Annotated in this window: 19 protein-coding genes; 12 read left to right on the top strand and 7 right to left on the bottom strand. The window is 60.5% G+C overall.

Annotation, left to right across the window (positions count from 1 at the left end):
* Positions 1–7: 7 nt before the first annotated feature.
* Genes AC1DYJ_RS25715 through AC1DYJ_RS25705 form a run of 3 tightly spaced genes read right to left on the bottom strand, consistent with a single transcriptional unit; the run spans position 8 to position 3,330 of the window.
* Positions 8–964: a type II secretion system F family protein gene (locus AC1DYJ_RS25715; protein WP_477285541.1), complete on the bottom strand. Its 957-nt coding sequence runs from the start codon at positions 962–964 to the stop codon at positions 8–10.
* Positions 965–976: 12 nt separating this feature from the next.
* A complete protein-coding gene (locus AC1DYJ_RS25710) occupies positions 977–1,948 on the bottom strand; it encodes a type II secretion system F family protein (protein ID WP_477285217.1) in 972 nt (323 codons plus the stop codon).
* A complete protein-coding gene (locus AC1DYJ_RS25705) occupies positions 1,948–3,330 on the bottom strand; it encodes a CpaF family protein (RefSeq protein WP_477285219.1) in 1,383 nt (460 codons plus the stop codon). The genes AC1DYJ_RS25710 and AC1DYJ_RS25705 overlap by 1 nt, the downstream gene beginning before the upstream one ends.
* Before the next feature lie 503 nt (positions 3,331–3,833).
* Here AC1DYJ_RS25705 and AC1DYJ_RS25700 point away from each other — a divergent pair.
* The 10 genes from AC1DYJ_RS25700 (at position 3,834) to AC1DYJ_RS25655 (ending at position 12,038) form a co-directional block, all read left to right on the top strand.
* Positions 3,834–4,046, top strand: coding sequence for a Flp family type IVb pilin (locus AC1DYJ_RS25700; RefSeq protein WP_477285221.1), 213 nt, complete (start codon positions 3,834–3,836; stop codon positions 4,044–4,046).
* Between the two features lie 96 nt (positions 4,047–4,142).
* Entirely contained in the window at positions 4,143–5,159 is a 1,017-nt protein-coding gene (gene cpaB, locus AC1DYJ_RS25695; RefSeq protein ID WP_477285222.1) for a Flp pilus assembly protein CpaB, read from the top strand.
* Between the two features lie 53 nt (positions 5,160–5,212).
* Positions 5,213–6,649 carry a type II and III secretion system protein family protein gene (locus tag AC1DYJ_RS25690; protein WP_477285224.1) on the top strand — a complete coding sequence of 479 codons (1,437 nt, stop codon included), beginning with the start codon at positions 5,213–5,215 and terminating at the stop codon, positions 6,647–6,649.
* Positions 6,650–6,653: 4 nt separating this feature from the next.
* A complete protein-coding gene (locus tag AC1DYJ_RS25685; RefSeq protein ID WP_477285226.1) occupies positions 6,654–6,932 on the top strand; it encodes a hypothetical protein in 279 nt (92 codons plus the stop codon).
* 72 nt (positions 6,933–7,004) lie between these two features.
* Positions 7,005–8,507, top strand: a complete 1,503-nt coding sequence (locus tag AC1DYJ_RS25680; protein ID WP_477285227.1) for a TadE/TadG family type IV pilus assembly protein — start codon at positions 7,005–7,007, stop codon at positions 8,505–8,507.
* A complete protein-coding gene (locus AC1DYJ_RS25675; RefSeq protein ID WP_477285543.1) occupies positions 8,507–9,055 on the top strand; it encodes a TadE/TadG family type IV pilus assembly protein in 549 nt (182 codons plus the stop codon). The genes AC1DYJ_RS25680 and AC1DYJ_RS25675 overlap by 1 nt, the downstream gene beginning before the upstream one ends.
* A gap of 2 nt (positions 9,056–9,057) precedes the next feature.
* Positions 9,058–9,705 carry a TadE/TadG family type IV pilus assembly protein gene (locus AC1DYJ_RS25670; protein WP_477285229.1) on the top strand — a complete coding sequence of 216 codons (648 nt, stop codon included), beginning with the start codon at positions 9,058–9,060 and terminating at the stop codon, positions 9,703–9,705.
* Complete coding sequence (locus AC1DYJ_RS25665; protein ID WP_477285231.1) at positions 9,702–10,865, top strand: CpaE/TadZ family protein; 1,164 nt, start codon at positions 9,702–9,704, stop codon at positions 10,863–10,865. Before AC1DYJ_RS25670 ends, AC1DYJ_RS25665 begins: the two co-directional genes overlap by 4 nt.
* Positions 10,849–11,448 (top strand): L,D-transpeptidase, encoded by a 600-nt coding sequence (locus tag AC1DYJ_RS25660; RefSeq protein WP_477285233.1) that lies wholly within the window; start codon positions 10,849–10,851, stop codon positions 11,446–11,448. The genes AC1DYJ_RS25665 and AC1DYJ_RS25660 overlap by 17 nt, the downstream gene beginning before the upstream one ends.
* The gene (locus AC1DYJ_RS25655; protein WP_477285235.1) at positions 11,445–12,038 is read left to right on the top strand and encodes a hypothetical protein; all 594 of its coding nucleotides are present in this window, start codon (positions 11,445–11,447) and stop codon (positions 12,036–12,038) included. Before AC1DYJ_RS25660 ends, AC1DYJ_RS25655 begins: the two co-directional genes overlap by 4 nt.
* Positions 12,039–12,157: 119 nt before the next feature.
* Here AC1DYJ_RS25655 and AC1DYJ_RS25650 read toward each other — a convergent pair whose 3' ends face one another.
* Both AC1DYJ_RS25650 and AC1DYJ_RS25645 read right to left on the bottom strand, forming a co-directional pair.
* Complete coding sequence (locus AC1DYJ_RS25650; RefSeq protein WP_477285237.1) at positions 12,158–12,814, bottom strand: hypothetical protein; 657 nt, start codon at positions 12,812–12,814, stop codon at positions 12,158–12,160.
* On the bottom strand, positions 12,814–13,116 hold the full coding sequence (locus AC1DYJ_RS25645) for a hypothetical protein (protein WP_477285239.1): 303 nt from the start codon (positions 13,114–13,116) through the stop codon (positions 12,814–12,816). The genes AC1DYJ_RS25650 and AC1DYJ_RS25645 overlap by 1 nt, the downstream gene beginning before the upstream one ends.
* A gap of 142 nt (positions 13,117–13,258) precedes the next feature.
* Between AC1DYJ_RS25645 and AC1DYJ_RS25640 the strand changes: the two genes are divergently transcribed.
* Positions 13,259–14,668: an ATP-binding protein gene (locus AC1DYJ_RS25640; protein WP_477285241.1), complete on the top strand. Its 1,410-nt coding sequence runs from the start codon at positions 13,259–13,261 to the stop codon at positions 14,666–14,668.
* 227 nt (positions 14,669–14,895) lie between these two features.
* Entirely contained in the window at positions 14,896–15,918 is a 1,023-nt protein-coding gene (locus AC1DYJ_RS25635) for a glycosyltransferase family 4 protein (protein WP_477285243.1), read from the top strand.
* A gap of 39 nt (positions 15,919–15,957) precedes the next feature.
* On the opposite strand, the gene AC1DYJ_RS25630 is transcribed toward AC1DYJ_RS25635, so the two are convergent.
* Together AC1DYJ_RS25630 and AC1DYJ_RS25625 are read right to left on the bottom strand one after the other, a co-directional pair.
* On the bottom strand, positions 15,958–16,317 hold the full coding sequence (locus AC1DYJ_RS25630) for a tRNA-binding protein (RefSeq protein WP_477285245.1): 360 nt from the start codon (positions 16,315–16,317) through the stop codon (positions 15,958–15,960).
* Between the two features lie 19 nt (positions 16,318–16,336).
* Entirely contained in the window at positions 16,337–16,837 is a 501-nt protein-coding gene (locus AC1DYJ_RS25625) for a type III secretion system chaperone family protein (RefSeq protein ID WP_112396392.1), read from the bottom strand.
* Positions 16,838–16,898: the final 61 nt, after the last annotated feature.

The raw sequence follows: 16,898 nt of genomic DNA, 5'->3' as shown, positions 1-16,898 counted from the left end.
TACGCAACTAGAAGAAAATGCCCTTCATGCGAATGATCACCGGCAGCATGATTACCATCATAACCACCGGAAAGATGCAAAGTCCCAGTGGGATCATCATTTTTACGGGCAAGGAATTGGCGCGCTCTTCCGCCTGCAGAATCCGCTGGCTACGCATCTCCGCGCTGTAGACACGCAGGGCATCAGTCAGGCTGGTGCCCAGTTCTTCCGACTGCCGGAACAGCACGGCCAGCGCCCGCGCCTCGTCAAGGCCAATGCGGTCAGCCAGTTCGCGAAGCCCTTCCCGAAGCGGCTTGCCGGCGCGCAGCTGCAGATTCATGATCGTGAGCTGAATTCCCAGCCATTTGTGCGTGGCCGCAAGTTCCTGGCTTACCCGTTCGACCGCGGCCTCGAGGCTCATGCCGGCGTCGGCGCAAGTGATCATCATATCCATGAAATCGGGGAAGGCGCGACGATAGATCTGTTTCTGTGAATTCTCGAACCGGTCGAGCATGATGCTGGGAATGACAATGCAGCCCAACCCAAACAAGGCCGCGCCAGCGAAAGTCAAGAATCCCGGCAGTCGTGGCGGCATCACCCACGACAGCAACGCATACATGGCCAGAAAGCCTATACAAACCGCGCCGAGGCGACAAATCGTGTAGACGGCAGGCGCACTCGCTCGATAAAATCCTGCGCGGAAGAGTTTCGCCTCCAGAGCATTGGGCTCGGTGCGTTCCTTCTCGATCGATTTGAAGTAAGCTTCAACCGGCTTCTGCGCCGCGATCTTGGCGAGACGATCCTGTCCCAGGATCGATCGCGGATCGACAGAGCCTTCGCCCAAAAGGCTGTCCGCGACCAGCTTCCGCGTTTGCAGTGCCGGCAGGAAGACCAGCGCCGCAAACAGGAACAGCGCGACCGCCGACGCGAAGACCGCGATGGAGACAAAAAAGGTCAGGTCGCCGGTGTTCGAAAAGGGATTTATGACTCGCTCCTGTCAGAAATCGAAATTAACCATTCGATACATGATGAAGTCTCCCAACAGGGCCCAGCTTCCACAGATGACGAAAGCAGGCGTAATCAGAGGACTGCTCCAGACTTTGCCATAGTAGCCCGGCGCGATGATCCAGAGCACCCCAAACATGACGAGCGGAAACAAGGAAATGATCCAGGCCGAGGCCCGGCCTTCGGCCGACAACGCCCTGATCTTCAACCGCAGTTTCTGGCGTTCCCGCAGCACGTTCGAGAGATTCGCCAGGATTTCGGTGAGATTGCCGCCGGTCCTCGCCTGAATAGAAAGGGACACCGATAGCAAATTGAGTCCCTCGAAGCCGACCCGTTGCGTCAATTTCCGCACAGCCTGTTCCATGCTGAGTCCGAACGTAATCTCATCAGCGACGATGCCGAATTCCGTGCCAAGCGGATCAGGTATCTCGCGGGCGACGAGACCTATCGCAACTGACGCAGGATGCCCCGCGCGCAATGAACGAACGATCATGTCCAGTGCATCGGGCAATTGCCTGGCGAATTTCTTGATCCGGCTGTTGCGTGCCCGGCGCAAAACAAGAACAGGCAAGGCAAAGCCCACCACGAGAAAGATGACGAAGGCCGCCGGCACCGCTACGTGCAGGAAAAGCCAGAGCAGCAAGGCCGACGTCAGGCCGGCCAGAAAAAACGACGCTGCGAAGGTGATCGGGTTTCCGGTGATGCCGGACTGGGTATAAAGCCTGTTCAGCGAGACATAGCCGAAGACAAAATCTCCTGAATCGGTCAGGCCGCGTTCTCGCAGCAAACCTTGCAAGGTTTGTTCCGCGGGCGCGTCATCAGCGAGACGGCGGAGCCGGTGGTTCACTGCCACCAGTCGGGAGCGGCGACTGGCCAGAGAAAGGTAAAGGGCTTCGCCGGCAAGGATCACGGCGGCTGCCGCGACCACGTAGATGAAATAAAGCAGCGCCTGTCCGGTAAGCATCAGAGGGCGACCTGCGGGTTGAAGGCATCCTTGGCAAAATGGAGCCCCAGCGTTGCGGCCTCAGGCGCAAAGCGCGGACGGACACCGGTGGCGCGAAAATCCCCGATGATCATTCCATCCGCGGTTACATCGCGCCTCACGAAGTTATAGATTTCCTGCAGCTGGACGACATTGCCTTCCATGCCGGTAATCTCGGAAATCGACGTTACGCGCCTGCCGCCATCGGCGAGCCGCTGCGTCTGCACGATTATGTCGATGGCGGAAGCAATCTGTGCCCGGATGGATTCGTGCGTCATCGGCATGCCGGCCATGCCGACCATCTGCTCCAGACGAGAAATGGCGTCGCGAGGCGTGTTGGCATGGATCGTGGTCATCGATCCCTCATGGCCGGTGTTCATGGCCTGCAGCATGTCAAAGGCCTCCTCGCCGCGGACCTCGCCGACGATGATGCGGTCCGGCCGCATGCGAAGCGCGTTCTTCAGCAGTTCGCGCTGACGAACCTCGCCTCTGCCCTCGACATTCGGTGGCCGCGTCTCCAGACGGCCGACATGCGGCTGCTGCAATTGCAGTTCCGCCGCGTCCTCGATGGTGATCAGGCGCTCTTTCGAAGGGATGTAGCTCGACAACGCGTTGAGCAACGTCGTCTTGCCGCTGCCGGTGCCGCCCGAGACCAGGATCGACTTGCGCGCCTGGACGGCGATCCGCAGCAGCTCGATCATTGGCGGGCGTATCGAATTGAACGCCATCAGGCGTTCGAGCGAATAGGGATTCTTGGAGAATTTGCGGATCGACACCAGCGGACCGTCTACAGAAATCGGTCGTACCGCGATATTGACGCGCGAGCCGTCTGCCAGGCGAGCGTCGACCATAGGCGCCGATTCATCGACGCGCCGGCCGATAGCCGAGACGATCTTGTTGATGACGCGCAACAGATGCGCCTCGTCGCGGAAACGGATTGCCGTCTCCTCGATCACGCCGCGCCGCTCGATGAACACGCGGTCGTGCGTGTTGATGAGGATGTCGGTGATGGAATCGTCCTTGAGCAGCGGTTCGATCGGTCCGAGACCGAGCATCTCGTCAGCGGTGTCGCTGGTCAGCTGATCCAGCTCGCGGGCGTTTAGCGGCACGGCACGAGTGCGAACGAACTCGCGCACGATCGGGCGGATCTCGTTGAGGATCTGGTCCTTGGACGCTGTTTCAAGAGCGGAAAGATTGAACCTGTCAATCAGGTGTCGGTGCAGCTCGACCTTGAGCGTCAGAAAATCGTCGCCGTGCGGTTCGGCTTCCGGCGCCGGAGTTGATGCCGAAACACTTGCCGGCTGCGGCGCTTGCTGCTGCAGCGCCTGCGGCTCACTCGGTCCCTTGATGAAGCGGCCCAACATTTCGCCCAGCCCTCTAAAATCCCCAGGCTGAAACTAAGCGTTAACCACGAGGCGCACAAGCGCCGAACAAGGTCAAGGCGACCGATACTTGCAACATAGTTAAGAATGGCTTCTGGAAAAGGACGTCTTATCTTTCAGGAAAGCGGCCTTCCGCCGAACCTCACGGAACCTTTCGGCACGCAACAAGCCGTGCGCTTCAGGAAGCCTTCTCTAACCCATTAGATATAAACGAATATGCAGGGACACTAATTTAGCTGCCTCGCCGCGGCACCGTGGCGGAATTGTGAACGAATGGTTAAGGCGGCTTGAAAAATTAAACGAATCAAGCTCTTGTCAAAATTTAAGTGGCTTCTGATCAGGTATTCGAAGGTTAAGGAACTGTTAATCCGTTTGACTCTGCTTTTTGGTGCGACCTAGGATTGAGGTGACGGGGGATGCTTGGGTATGGGGTTCATCCTTGGCTCTGTCTCGTCGGGTTAAAACCTCCAGAGGGAGAAATTGACATGAAAAAGCTCATGACGATGACCCGGCAGTTCCGCGACGACGAAAACGGCGCTGCTATGGTCGAATATTCTATCCTGATCGGCATCATCGCAGTCGCCTCTATCGGCTTCATCATCGGTATCGGCGGGTGGGTTACGGGCCGCTTCACGGGCCTTTGCACCGCCATGGACAATTCCGGTATCGGAACTTGCGCCAGCGGTAGCGGTTCTTGATCATTTGATCGGCATCAGGCCCGGGTTGTCCAAACCCGGGCCTGAATTCAGTCGTGGCGGGCGAATTCCCGCTCTATTGGTTGGGGGCTTGGGGTTATGCGCGCCAACACGCTTATTATGATAGTCCTCGCCGGCATCTTCGGAGTGCTGGCGGTCGTGCTGATCAACATCTGGCTGGCTGGCCAGCGTACTGCCTTGGCTCAATCACCCGGCACAGGCAGTACGATCGTTGTCGCGGCACTGCCACTGAAATTCGGCGACACGTTGAGCGCCGACAAGTTGCATGAGATAGCTTGGCCCGCGGGCGCCGTCCCGGCGGGAGCCTTCAAGACCACCAAGGATCTGCTGGCCGGAGAAGGTTCGAAGCAGGCACTGCAGGCGATCAGCGCCAACGAGCCGATCCTCGCCACCAAGATCACCGGTCCTGGCCAGCGCGCCACGCTTTCGGCAGTGCTCGGCGAAGGCATGAAAGCCGTTTCCATCAGGGTCAACGATGTGCTCGGAGTCGCCGGCTTCGTCTTCCCGGGCGACCGGGTTGATGTGCTGTTGACGCGCTCCGTGCGCGGTGAAGATGGTTCCGACAAGAGTTTTGTCGACGTTCTGCTGCAGAGCATGAAAGTGCTTGCCGTCGACCAGGTCGCTGACGTGAGCAAGGACAGCCCGACGGTGGTTAAGTCGGTGACGCTGGAAGCCAGCACAAAGGACGCGCAGAAACTGACGCTGGCCGCCGGCGCGGGGCAGTTGTCTCTTGCACTGCGCCAGGCCGCCGGCAGCAAGGGCGAGACGACCGAACGTGTCACGCTTTCCGATCTGACCGGCGAGACGCCGGACGATGTCGCAAAGAGGCAGGCCGAACTGGACAAACAGACCGCGGCCGACGCCGCCGCCGCTGCCGAACGTCAGCGCGCGAACGCCAAGATCGCCGGATTGGAAAAGGCCGTGGACGAGTTGAGCAAGGTCAAGCCGGTTCCGGCCGTGGTGACGGCACCCGCATCAACCGAAGTCGTCAAGGAAGTTATAAAGTATTTGGAGCCGGCACCGCCGAAGAATGTTACAGTGGGAGTGTTTCGCGGCGTGAAGCTCGAATCCTATGACGTGCCGCGACAGCCATAAAAGGGCGCGCGGCGAAGCGGGGGCTGCCGGCGGCAGCAGTTTGGGAGATGGGGATGCAGGGGTTTTGGATGAGGGTAGCGGCGGCCGCGCTGTCTTGTTTGGCTGCGCTGCTGACGTCGATTGCGGCAGCTGAAGCAGCCGACCGGTTCATCGACGTATCGAACCCGAGCGTCCATCGCATCTTCCTGCCGATGTCGCAGTCGGTGACGCTCCAGGTGAGCGCCAATCTCGGCGATATCGTTGTCGGCGACGAGAAGATCGCCGATGCCCAGCCGATGACCGACCGCACGCTCTATGTCATCGGCAAGAGCGCCGGCACCACCACTGTCAATCTCTTCTCCCCGGAAAAGCGTTCGCTGGGCGTGATCCAGATCGAAGTCGGCGTCGACGTCAGCGACATGGCGCAGGCGATCCGCCAGGTGGCGCCCAGGGCGCGCATCGAAATCGGTTCGATCAACGGCAAGGTGAGGCTTGGCGGCCACGTCAAAGATGGCGCGACGCTGGCATCCATCATGGAGGTGGTGCAGCAATATGGGCCTGACGCCATAATAAATTCCGTCATCGTCGATGACAGCCAGCAGGTCAATCTCGAGGTCCGCGTGCTTGAGGCCAAGCGCAATGCCGGCCGCGATCTCGGCGTATCGTTCCGAAGCAGGGACAGCAATGCAACCAAGTTTGGAACGGGCATCGCAGCTGCCCAGCCACGGAGCGTAAAACCTGGTGATCTGGTGTCGGGTCTGCTGTCGACGTCGAACCCTTTCGCAACACTGATCACCCAGGTCATAGACAGTAACATCAAGGTCGACCTGATCATCGAAGCGCTCGAGGCCAAAGGGGTCGTGCGCACGCTTGCAAATCCCAACCTGACAACACTTTCGGGTGAGCCAGCCAGCTTCAACGCCGGCGGCGAAGTGCCTATCCGTGTCGTCGGCAATGATGGCCAGGTAACCGTCACGTACAAGCAATTCGGTGTCAATCTCCTGTTCACGCCGGTCGTCCTCGATGACGGCAAGATCCATATGAAGCTGGCGCCGGAGGTTAGCGATCTGACCGGCTTCACCAGCGCCGGCGATCCGATCTTCACCAACCGCAAGCTCGATACTGTCGTCGAACTGCGCGATGGCCAGAGCTTTGCGGTCGGAGGGCTGCTGTCGAGCAAGACCACCAAGCTGCAGGAACAGGTGCCATGGCTCGGCCAGGTGCCGGTCATCGGCACGCTGTTTCGCAATTCGAGCAACCAGAAGGAAGAGACCGAACTGGTCGTGATCGTCACGCCGCATGTCGTGCGGCCGGTGAAGCCCGGCGAACAACTGGCGACGCCGTTCGACAAGACACGGCCGGCCAACGATCCGGAATTCTTCGTGCTCGGTCAGCTTGAGGTGAACAAGGACATGATCCGAAAATACGAAACAGGCGACGGCGTGATTGGCCCCTATGGCCACATGCTGGACTTCAAATCGAAGGACAAGATGCTCTATGTCAAGAAATAGCGCCTTGATCCTCATTCTGTGCGCCGGTGCACTATCGGGCTGCGCCGCCGATTATCTGAACAACTATGACACGGTGACCCTGGCCGCCGGCGACACACAAAAATTCAATTCGCTGGCGCAGACGGTCGATCCGTTCACTCCGAACGCGAAGAACACACATATCGAAGGCGACGGCACGCGGGCGGCGCTTGTCGCCCGCAACTACAAATTTCCACCACCACCACCGCCACCGCCTGCGATCACGGTCAATGTCGGCGGGGCAGTGAACAACGGAGCGAATTGAACAGAAGGATGCGGCCGAGAAGGCGCCAGGCGGACGAGGGGTTCCGGCGCCAAGGGAGCTAAGAGTAAAGCCATGTTGCGAACCATTCGCGCGTTCTGGCACGATCAAAGAGGTATAGCCCTCGTTCTAGTGGCCATCATGTTGCCTGTGCTCGTCGGTTTTTCGCTGGTGGTGATCGACATGAGCCGGGCCAACAATCTCTCGAACGACATGCAGAAGGCTGCCGACTCATTCGCTCTAGCTGGTGCAGCCGAGCTTGATGGCTTTCCCGGTGCATGGGCAAGGGCAGAGCGCGCCATGGCGACCTTGGTCGACAATGAGAGCAATTTCTCGACCTCCGGCCGATTCACTCTGACCTCCGGGCAACCGGGCGGCACGGCACGATGCAACGCCGCCGGAAACATTTCTTGGTGCTTCCTCAAAGCGATTCCCCCCGCAGATGGCACACAGATAACGACTGCCAACCAGGCCACCTATCTTGCCAATGCCAACCAGGCTACTGGCGAAGACGAGACCAAATTCATACAGGTCAAGGTCACACCGACGGGCTTCGACTCAATATTCCCGGTCTCGTTCCTGACCGGCGGCACCAGCTATTCTATGACCATCGGGGCGGCGGCGACTGCCGGTTTCACATCAGGCGTTTGCGAGTACACGCCCGTTTTCATGTGCAATCCCTATGAGAATACGGCCATCACCGGCGGCGTCACCCTGGAACAGGCAGCGCAAACCAGGCAATACCGTCGTCGCCAGATCAAGCTGCGTGGCGACGGGTCTTACTTTCCCGGCAATTTCGCTTTCCTGGCTTCGCCGTTTGGCAACGGCGCCAATCAGCTCGAAAGGATGCTCGCCGACTCCAAGCCGCAGAATTGTTATTCGCGCGACGGCGTCGACACGGAGCCGGGACAGAATTCCGGTCCGGTGAAAGATGGCATCAACTCGCGCTTCGGCATCAATGCGTCATCGTTTTCGGACGGACCTGCGGTCAATGTGCGCAAGGGTGCCATAAACTGGGACCAATTTGTCAAGGACAACAAGGTCAACTACCAAACAGACCCGACCAAAGGCATCGGGCTTGAACGCGACTCGTGTCAGATCGCCGGTAACTGCACTATGATGGGCGGCCGCATGGGCGCGGGCGACTGGAACTTCGCGCGCTACTGGGCGGCCAATCACCCCACGCGCGCCGTGCCTTCGGCCCTATCCGGCACTGGCGCCAACCTTCCGACGCGGTATGAGGTGTATCGCTACGAGATCGACAACAACATCGTTGGAGACGCGTCTGTTGGTGGCGAAAAAGGTATCCCGCCTGCTGGGGCCGGTACCCCGATCTCGATCCCTGACCGCCGGCTGCTTTACGGCGCAGTCCTGGACTGCAATGCGCTCGCTGCTGCCGGCACAAATTTCAATGGCCGTCAGACAGGCATCCCGGTCAGGAGATTCGCCAGTTTCTTCATCACAGAGCCCATCGTCGACGGAAAAGATATCATGGTGGAACTCGTCGACATCACAGGCAAGGGCGGTAGCGGTACGCTCGACAACTACCTGCGCGACGAAGCCCAGCTTTACCGGTGATGGCGATGATCAGCACCCTGTTCCGTTACCTCGAAAGATTTTGGCGCGACCATCGCGGCACCGCAATTGTCGAGACGGCGCTGATACTGCCGCTGATGGTGCCCCTGTCGGCAGGCGTGTTCGAATTCGGCAATCTGATCCACGACAAGCTGCTGATGGAGGCCGGACTCACGGACGCCGCCCGTTTTGCCGCTCGCTGCAACAGCCAGATGTACACCGACAACGGCCTCGCGGCGATCAACTGCGCCACCATGGCCGCCAATATTGCGGTGTTCGGCAATGTGGGAGGCACAGGCAGCGCGCGCGTCAAAGGCTGGGTGAAAGCGGGGGGGGCATCCAACAATGTGACGGTGACCATCGCGGCCAGCGCTTCGTGCCACGACGCGGTGGTTGCCGGTGTCACCGAATACCGCTCCACAACCTCACAGGTGTGCATCGTCAGGGTGACGGGAGCCTATCCCTATAGCGGCATCGGCATGCTGTCTTTGCTCGGCCTCGACGCGATCACTTTGAACGGCTTCCATGAGGAGCGGTTGATCCGGTTCTGAGGATGATCAGGCAGTTTGCAAAATCGGAAGACGGTGCAACGATGGTTGAAATGGCCATCGTTTCGACGCTGCTGTTTGCGCTGACACTGGGCTTCGTCGATTTCGGCTACGCGCTCTACCAGTGGAATACCGCGACCAAGGCCGTCCAGGTTGGTGCGCGGCTGGCATCCATCTCCGACCCGGTCGCAACCAATCTTGCCGCTGCCGCGCCGATCGCATCGCCGGGCGCCCCGGTTGTTGCCGGGGCGTATGGGCCCTTTGTATGTAGATACACCGGTACAACCGGGGCCTGCAGCAATGGCGGCACCTTCAGCGCTACCAATTTCAGCCGCATATTCCGCGGCGACACGGCCGTCACCAACAACGATTTGTGTCCGACAATAACCGCAGCCCAGCGACTCACCATACGGCCCGGCATGTGTCACATCTTCCCAGGCCTGCGGCGCACCAATGTTGTCATCACCTATACTGCCACTGGTCTTGGCTACCAGACACGATTGGGGGGACCAGTGCCGACAATCAGCGTCAGCCTGCAAAATATGACCTACCAATTCTTCTTTCTGGGCGGACTGCTTAGTCTCAACGATATGACAATGCCCTCCATGCTGAGCACGGTCACGGGCGAAGATTTGAAGGTCGCATACCCATGAACGCCATCAACACCAAGGTTACACCGACCAAGCGAAAGCAGGTGGCGCTGTTCTCGTCGGATCCTAATTTCAAGCGCGATGTGGCGACGCGCCTCGATGCGCTGGCGATCTACGACGTCAGGGTTTCCGATACCGGCGACTTTCTTACGGGTCCGCCGGCGGACACACGCCCCGGCATCGTCATCCTCGACCTCGGCAATGGCGAGTTGCTCGGCAGGCCGGACATCGTCGAAGCGCGCGCCCTTTGGGCAGCCGTGCCGCTGATCGCTGTCTCCGACGAGCTGTCGTCGGAGCAGACGCGCGTGCTGGTGCGCATGAACGCTTCGGACTGGCTGCACAAGCCGCTCGACGGCAAGGAACTGCTGAACGCCGTGACCTTCCACGACACCGGCAACCAGGGAACGAAAAGCCGCATCATCACCTTCATCAGCGCCAGCGGCGGCGCCGGAGCCACGACGCTGGCACTGTCGGCGGCCGAATACCTGGCCTCGAAATCGACAGAGCGGGCGGCTTCCACTTGCCTGGTCGACCTCGATTTCCAGAGCGCCAATTGCGGCGCCTATCTCAACCAGTTCAACCAGTTCGACCTCGGCGGCATCATCGGCCAGCCGGAAAGGCTCGACGTCGAGCTGATGGATGTCATCAAGCTCTCGCGTCCGTCCGGGCTGACCCTCTATTCCTTCGAGAGGCCGCAATTGCCTTTCGAGCCTCAGGGCGCCGATTTCGTGTTTCGTCTGCTGGACCTCGTCGCCTACCGGTTCGACGACATCGTCATCGACCTGCCGAACATCGAGACGCGCTGGCATAATTCCGTGCTGTCGACGAGCGATGAGATCTTCATCGTCTTCGAACTCAACGTCGCCTCGCTGCGGCAAGGCAAGCGGCTCTACAAGAAGATCCGTGAGTTGCGTGGCAACGCCGTCAGCATCACGCTGGTCGCCAACAAGCACAAGCGCAAATGGTTCGGGAACCACTTTTCGCGCAGCGAGCTGGAAAAGATTTTCAAGGCGCCGCACATCAAATCGGTCGCGCTGGACAATGCGCTTCTGGCCGATGCGTTGAACCGTGCTATCCTGCCTGCCGAGGTGGATGGGCGTGCGCGCTTCAACAAGGACCTGAAGCGGATGTTCAAAGAGCGGCTCGATGACGCTGCCAAATAGGTATCGGCCAAGTAGGTATCGGATTGGCCCGGGATTGGCCTGCGTCATGGGCATGGCGCTGGCGATGTCGGTCCAGGACTTCGCCAGCGCGCGATCGGCGCTTGCTGATCGGCCGCCGCTGCCGGCAATGGGCCCCAGCCTGCGCAAGACTGTCGCTTTTGAGACCACGGAACAACCCGGGACGATCATTATCCGCAAGGACGAGAAAGCGCTTTATCTGGTGACCCGACAAGGCCAGGCGCTTCGCTATCAAATCAGCGTCGGCCGCGACGGATTTGGCTGGACCGGGGTCGTCAAGGTGGGGGCGAAGACCGAATGGCCGGAATGGCGCCCACCCCGCGAAATGCGCGCCCGCCAGCCGGACCTGCCGCAAATGGTGCCGGCCGGTCCCTACAATCCACTCGGCGCCAGGGCGCTCTATCTGCTTCGGGACGGGCGTGACACGCTCTATCGGATTCACGGAACCAACGATCCCAAAGGGGTTGGCTTCGACGGAACATCGGGGTGTTTTCGCCTTACCAACACCGATGTGATCGATCTCTTCAAGCGCGTCGCGATCGGCGCAAAGGTGGTGGTTCAATGACCATGATCAGCGAACCGGACATGCCGGCAATCGAGATTGGGACAGCAACCCGCACTGGAGAGCAGGCTGCCGTTGGGAAACCGGGCGACAGAAGCATTATCGGCGCGGTCATTATCGGCACGTCCCTGATCACCTTGGTGAATGTGGTAGCCGCTGTTTATCTCTCCCGCGGCATCAGCGATATGCGCTCTCTGGAAGCGCGCCTGGAACAGCTCAGCACGTTCGAACAACGAATCGGGGGCCGGCTGGACACCGTCAATAACGGTTTTCAGAGCCGATTTGAAAAGCTCGACAGCCAACTGCAGAGCAGCTTTGGTGAAATCAAGAGGAGCATAGCCCGCCTGGAACAGAGCCAGCCTCTTGCCGGTGACGACGTCGTGTCGAGCGCAGCGGAACCGTCGATGGTCGCGGCCAACGCCGTGGCGGAGGCACCCGCCGCTCTCGATGGTGAAGACGCGACCGAGCCAAGCGTTGTCGATGCGCCGCCTGCTCCGAAAAAGAGGATCGTAGCTGTAGCACCTGCCCCAAGCCCCAACTACCAGCGCATACAACAAGCCGACGGCAAGGTTTACTACAAGAAGATCAACTAGGGCCGTTCCGGGAAAAGTGTGGCGCGCGCTCCCGAGGACCGCATCAAAACAAAGAGATAGAGCGGTTCGCTGTTTCCGTGAAACGGTGAAACGCTCAAGCGCCGGAAAAGTGGGGCTGCCTAGTAATCTCGCTGCAGAGCAACAAGCCTCGCGGCCAGCGCTTCGGACCGCTGTCGGGTTTCGCTCAGGAAGGCAACATGACAGTAGGCGCATGCTGTCAGGCCCAGAAACAGCACAAGGCTGTTCTTCAAGGTAAAATCGACCATTAGTGAGAATGGAAGGCCGCCGGGTACGGTGAACGAGGCGATCGTGCTGGCTGTTTCGGAGTGGCTGGTGGCGGCGATCATCAACCCAGCGAAAAGCAGGGCGACGTGATTTGCAAGGAAGAAGAACGAAGCCGACTTTCTTGTGCGGCACGCCGTCCAGCAAACGATCGACGCGGCGGCCAAGATGGCGGCATCAAGCACCATCGACGCCCCCAGATAGAGATCGATCTGTTGCCAGAACATCGTCGACAGCGGCCGCAGCTCAAGCCAGATCCGCCACATTGTGGGACTGGCAGGAAAGGCCCCCAGCAAGAAGGCCGCCATCCGTTCCCCTGCCAGAATCAGCAGGATCAGGGCCGGGAAGGCAAACAGCAGTATCGACTTGCGCCTCATGTCACCCTCGACAATCTGGCATTCAAGATAGATTGCAGAGATTACGCGAGGCTTAACGGAACGTTGCTGGTCCTGCGGCAGCGCAGCCAACTGCGCATGGCAGCCTGCAAGAGCCATTAGTTGTTTTGGCTGAGCACGAGCGTCACCACCTTCGGTTCGACTCGCTGCAGACATCGTTGCGGAATATTGGGCCACGTCGCCTTGGCGCATCCCTCGTTTTCGCTTGGCACCAGCGCAAGCCAGCGTTCTGACTTAAGCGCTTCCTCGGTGGTCGACAGGAATACCTGCGTAGCCAGCGCAGACGCCATGGATACCTGGACGAAGATAAGGGCGTAGGCAAATCGTCTGATCATCCGCTCGCAACGCTCAATCCGCGAAGTGGTTCCAGCGTGGCAACGCACAGACGTACGCTTGATCACGATTCATGCGCTTCTGTGCCCTACTGGTCACAGGCCGCCATGCCACGGCTGTTCCAGAGCGGCAGCCTGGAATAGAATGCCATTCACGGTCGCCGTTTGGCCATAGACGAGTGCCATCGACGAGCGACCAGCGGAAGGACACATGGCGACCACGCAACTGGAACGGCCGGACGGTTTTGGCGCGCGCATATCACGCGCGCTGAAAGCCATGCCGCGCGCCTGGAACCGGTTCTGGCGGCTGGTCGCGCTCTATATGCCGAAGCGGCTCTATGCCCGCTCGCTGATCATCGTCATCGCGCCGATGATTCTCCTGCAATCGGTTGTCGCCTTCGACTTCATGGAACGCCACTGGGCAACCGTGACGCAGCGCCTGTCGCAGGCGACCGTGCGCGACATCGCCGCCATCATCGACATGATCGAGACCTATCCGCACGACGGCGACTACGCCAACATCATCCGCATCGCGCAGGACCGCATGCAGCTGAAGGTCGACCTTCTGCCGCCTGACCCGCTGCCGGCGCCCGGACCGAAACCCTTCTTCTCGATCCTGGACGATGTCCTTTCCACCGAGATCACGCGCCAGATCAACCGCCCGTTCTGGATCGACACCGTCGGCAATTCCAACATCGTCGAGGTACGCATCCAGCTCGAGGGCAAGGTGCTGCGCGTCTTCGTGCGCCGCAGCCAGGCCTATGCCTCCAACACCCACATCTTCCTGATCTGGATGGTCGGCACCTCGCTGGTGCTTTTGACCATCGCCATTCCCTTCCTGCGCAACCAGATCCGGCCGATCCTGTCTCTGGCCGAGGCCGCCGAAAGCTTCGGCAAGGGTCGGCCGATGCCGCAGAATTTCCGCCCCCGCGGCGCTGAGGAGGTTCGCCGCGCCGGCTTTGCCTTCATCCAGATGCGCGAGCGCATCGAACGCCAGCTCGAACAGCGCACCGCCATGCTGACCGGCGTCAGCCACGATCTCAGGACCATCCTCACCCGCTTCAAGCTGCAGCTGGCGCTGGCCGGCGGCAAGCCAGAGACCAAGGCGGCGCTCAACCAGGACATCGACGACATGCAGTCGATGCTGGAAGGCTATATCGCCTTTGCCCGCGGCGAAGCGTCGGAAGATGCCGGCCATTTCGATCTCGAGGCCTATTTCCAGAAGCTCGGCGAGGAGGCGTCGCTGCACAAGCGCAAGCTGTCGACCGTGCTCGCCGGCGACCCCGACGTGCATGTGCGCCCGCACGCTTTCGCCCGGCTGTTGTCCAATGTCGCCGGCAACGCCTTGCGCTATGCCAAGACGGTGGAGATCAGCGCCAATCACGGCCGCGGCTCGCTCGTCGTCACCATCGATGATGACGGTCCGGGCATTCCGCTGGAAAAGCGCGAGGACGTGTTCAAACCGTTTGTGCGGCTCGACGAGGCGCGCAACCTCGACGCCAGCGGCACCGGTCTTGGCCTCTCCATCGCCCGCGACATTGCCCGCAGCCATGGCGGCGACATCATGCTGGACGACAGCCCGCTCGGCGGCCTGCGGGCCGTGATCAAGGTGCCTGCCTGATCAGAGCATGATCCGCTGGGCGGCTCGGCCAAAAACCACCTTCATCCGCCCGTCATGAAACCATGGTCAAGAGCGCGCATGAAGCGCGCGACCTCAGTTGATTCGGCTCAGCCGCCTCACTTCGACCTCGTGCCTGCCCGGGTGCGCTGGAGCGAAGCGAGGGCAGCCGCATGGGTGCCCTTCCGCCATCGCATCAAGGCAACCGACGATCCGAGCAAAGGACCGCCATGCGCATCCTGATGGTCACCGACGCCTGGCGCCCACAAGTCAACGGCGTCGTCCACACGCTGGAGCGGCTCACCGAAACGCTGAAATCCTTCGACGTTGCGGTCGACTTCCTGACCCCGAACATTTTTCGCACCTTGCCCTTGCCGACCTATCCCGACATCAGGCTGGCGCTGACAACGCCCGGCCATGTCGCGCGGCTGATCGATCAGCGCAAGGCCGACCACATCCACATCGTCACCGAGGGCCCGCTTGGCATCATGGCGCGGCGCTATTGCCGCAATGCCGGCCGTCCCTTCACCACCAGCTATCACACCCGTTTTCCGGAATATCTCAGCGCCCGCCTGCCGGTGCCGGAGAGCTGGGCCTATCGGTGGTTGCGCGATTTCCACAATTCGGGACAAGGCACGCTGGTCGCCACCCAGTCGCTGGCCGACGATCTCGCCGCGCGCGGCTTCAACAAGCTCAGGCCCTGGACGCGCGGCGTCGACACCGATCATTTCCGCCCCGACAAGAAGAAGGACCTCGGCTTTCCCGGCCCGGTGTTCCTGTGCGTCGGCCGTGTCGCCATCGAAAAGAACTTGTCCGCTTTCCTCGATCTCGACCTGCCCGGCAGCAAGGTGATCGTCGGCGAGGGACCGGAACTGGCCAAGCTCAAGGCGAAATACCCGCAGGCACACTTCCTCGGCCACCGCCCGAACGACGAACTCGCCGAGATCTATGCCTCGGCCGACGTCTTCGTTTTCCCCAGCCGCACCGACACGTTCGGCAACGTCATCATCGAGGCGCTGGCCAGCGGCACGCCGGTCGCCGCCTATCCGGTCACCGGACCGATCGACATTGTCGGCGACGGCATTGGCGGCGCGGTGTCGACCGATCTGCGCGAGGCCTCACTCGCCGCGCTCAATGTCGACCGCGCCGAGGCGCGCGAACGCGCCATGCGCTACAGCTGGAAAGCCTGCGCCGAAATGTTCATGGACACGGTCGAGGAAGCGCTGGGCACGACGCGCAAGCTCGCGGCGTGATGGGCCTGACGCATAGGATGCGTTGAATATCAATGTATCCTAAAACAGTCTGCCGCCGTCGGGCACCTTGCGCTCGATGGCGCCCAGCACCACCGCGCCTTCTTCGTCCGGAAAGCCCAACGTCAGCACTTCCGACATGAACGGGCCGATCTGGCGCGGCGGGAAATTGACCACCGCAAACACCTGCCGTCCGACAAGCGTTTCCGGCGCATAATATTTGGTGATCTGCGCCGAAGATTTCTTCACGCCAATATCGGGGCCGAAATCGATCTTCAGCTTGAATGCGGGCTTGCGCGCCTCGGGGAAAGGCTCGGCCTCGACAATGGTGCCGGCACGGATGTCGACACGATCAAAATCGGCAAAGCTGATCTCAGGCTTGCGCGCGCTGCTCGAACTCATCGTCTTTTCTTATGGACGATCAGGCGTTGCCATAGGTCTCGAACAGGACGCCGGCCAGCGCATCCTTGGCCGAGGTTCCCGACCAGACGACGAACTGGAAGGCCTGAAAATAGCATTCGCACGCTTCCAGCGCCGACGACAAAAGCACCTCGACCTGCTGGCTCGATGGTTCGACCCCGCCGGCGAGCAGCAGCGACTGGCGAAACATGATCGCGCCCTCCTGCTCCCAGAGATCGAAATGGCCAAACAGCATCTGCTCGTTGATCAGCGACAGTAGCCGCATTACTTCCAGCGCGCGCGCTTCCGGCACCTTGATGTCGAAAGCGCAGGCCAGGTGCAGCGCCTCGAAATCCTCCATCCACGAGAAGGAGACGTGATAGTCGGTCCAGCTGCCGGCAACCGAGATCGAAATCTCGTCATCGCCGGCCCGTTCGAAGGCCCAGTCATTGTTGTGAGCCACCTGCTCGATAACATCCACCGGATGGATTTCGCGGGAGAATTCGAGTTCGAGAAGTTCCATGGAATGCTTCCTGTGTTCAGGGGAGCGCCACACGCTCCGCGGGGCACACACGACGAACAAT

It is taken from the genome of Mesorhizobium sp. P2_B11 (assembly GCF_056404855.1).
The sequence above is the reverse complement of the archived record's forward strand: the minus strand, read 5'-3'. Positions and strand labels throughout refer to the sequence as shown.